The organism is Halomonas sp. (assembly GCF_041689495.1).
GTDB lineage: Bacteria > Pseudomonadota > Gammaproteobacteria > Pseudomonadales > Halomonadaceae > Halomonas.
Genome location: NZ_JBDNGD010000543.1, coordinates 1 through 2,025 on the forward strand (window position 1 = coordinate 1; position 2,025 = coordinate 2,025).

The following is a 2,025-nucleotide window of genomic DNA, read 5'->3' on the forward strand; positions in this document are numbered from 1 at the left end:
GGGCCTCAGCGCCCGTGACGCCATGGATGCGGTGCTACGCGACAACCTGCACGGCCTGGAGATCGACCAGCGCTGCGTGGAGCTGGCGGCCTTCGCCCTGGCGCTGACCGCCTGGCGCTACCCCGGGGCGGGCGGCTATCGCCCGCTGCCTGAACTGCACCTGGCCTGCTCCGGCCTGCCGATCAGCGTGGCCAAGGAGGAGTGGAAGGCGCTGGGGCTGGGCAAGAAGAACCTGACTATCGCCCTGGACTGGCTCTACGACAGCTTCAAGGATGCCCCTATCCTCGGCAGCCTGCTCGACCCCACCCGCACCAGCGCGGCCAAGATCGCCCAGTGGGGAGAGCTTTCCGAGGCGCTGAACCAGGCGCTTGCCCAGGAAAATAGTCAGGAGAACGGCCAGAAGAGCAGCGACGAGCAACGCGAAACAGCCGTGACCGCCCAGGGCCTGGCCAAGGCCGCCACACTACTGGGGGATCGCTACCACTGGGTGATTACCAATGTACCTTACCTCTCACGCGCCAAGCAGCATATCAAGCTGCAAGAGTTCTGCGCCGACTACTATCCGGCGGCCAAGAATGATCTGGCGACAGTATTCCTCGATCGCTGCCTGGAGCTTTGCGTGGAAGGCGGCACCACCAGTAATGTGCTGCCGCAGAATTGGTTGTTCTTAACCAGCTATAAGAAATTTCGGGAAAAGCTGCTCAATAATGATCGCTGGCATCTGATTGCTCGGTTGGGGCCTGGGGCCTTTGAGACCATTAGCGGCGAAGTGGTCAAGGCGATTTTGATCAATATTAGTCGAGGCATTGGCACGGGGCAGTCAACGGATCTGCTGCACTCTGATGATCAGGGAAACTGGCTGAGGGGAGTCGATGTTTCTGAGCCACGTCCTACAGCTCAGAAAGCAACAGGGTTATCGGAGAATGAAGTGAAGAGCGTGGAGCAAATAAAGCAGCTAGAAAATCCAGATGCTCGAATATCTCTGGACGAAGCGTCTAAAATTGATTTACTATCGGCATACGCAACCTCATACCAAGGCATCACTACAGGCGATAACCCGAGTTTCATTTTCTTCTTTTGGGAAACAAATAGCATTCAAAATGAGTGGAGGACATTTCAATCAACAGGAGATGAGCCATTTCATTATTCAGGTCGCAACCAAGTGTTTCTTTGGGAAAATGGAGAAGGCTACCTAGCATCTTCTGATGCGGCCAGGATTCAGGGGCAAGCTGCTTGGGAAAGTCATGGAATATCTGTAAGGCAGATGAGCTCATTGTCTCCCACTATAAACTCAGGTAGTCCTTGGGATATGAACTGTGCCACCTTAGTTCCTCACACCCTCAGCTGCCTCCCTGCAATATGGTGCTTCTGCTCCTCACCCGAATACAGCGAAGCTGTCCGTCGCATTGACCAAAGCCTAAAGGTCACAAATGCAACTTTGGGTAAAGTCCCCTTCGATCTCGATTATTGGTCCAAAGTCGCGGAAGAACAGTATCCCCACGGACTACCCGAACCCTACACCGACGACCCCACCCAATGGATCTTCCACGGCCACCCCTGCGGGTCAGTAATCTGGGACGAGGAGGCCAAATGGACTGCCCACGGCCCGCTGCGCACCGACGATACCGTGCTGCAGGTCGCCGTGGCCCGGCTGCTGGGCTGCCGCTGGCTGGCGGAGCTGGACCCGGAGATGGAGCTGGCCGAGGAGCAGCGCGAGTGGGTCAACCGCTGCGAGACGCTGCTGGGCCATGCCGACCGCGACGGCATCGTCTGCCTGCCCGCCGTGCGCGGCGAGCGCCGCGCCGTGGATCGCCTGGAGGTGCTGCTGGCCGACGCCTATGGCGACCAGTGGTCCGCCAGCACCCGCACCAAGCTGCTGGAAAACGTCGACCACGCCGGCAAGGACCTGGAGAGCTGGCTGCGCGACAAGTTCTTCGCCCAGCACTATAAGCTGTTCCAGAACCGGCCCTTCATCTGGCACATCTGGGACGGCCTCAAGGACGGCTTCTCCGCCCTGGTGAACTA

General features: G+C 58.4%; 1 protein-coding gene. It reads left to right on the plus strand.

The genetic code is table 11. From position 1 onward, the window contains the following. A partial coding sequence (locus ACESMD_RS15730) for an Eco57I restriction-modification methylase domain-containing protein (protein WP_372614824.1) occupies positions 1-2,025 on the plus strand: 2,025 nt, incomplete at both ends.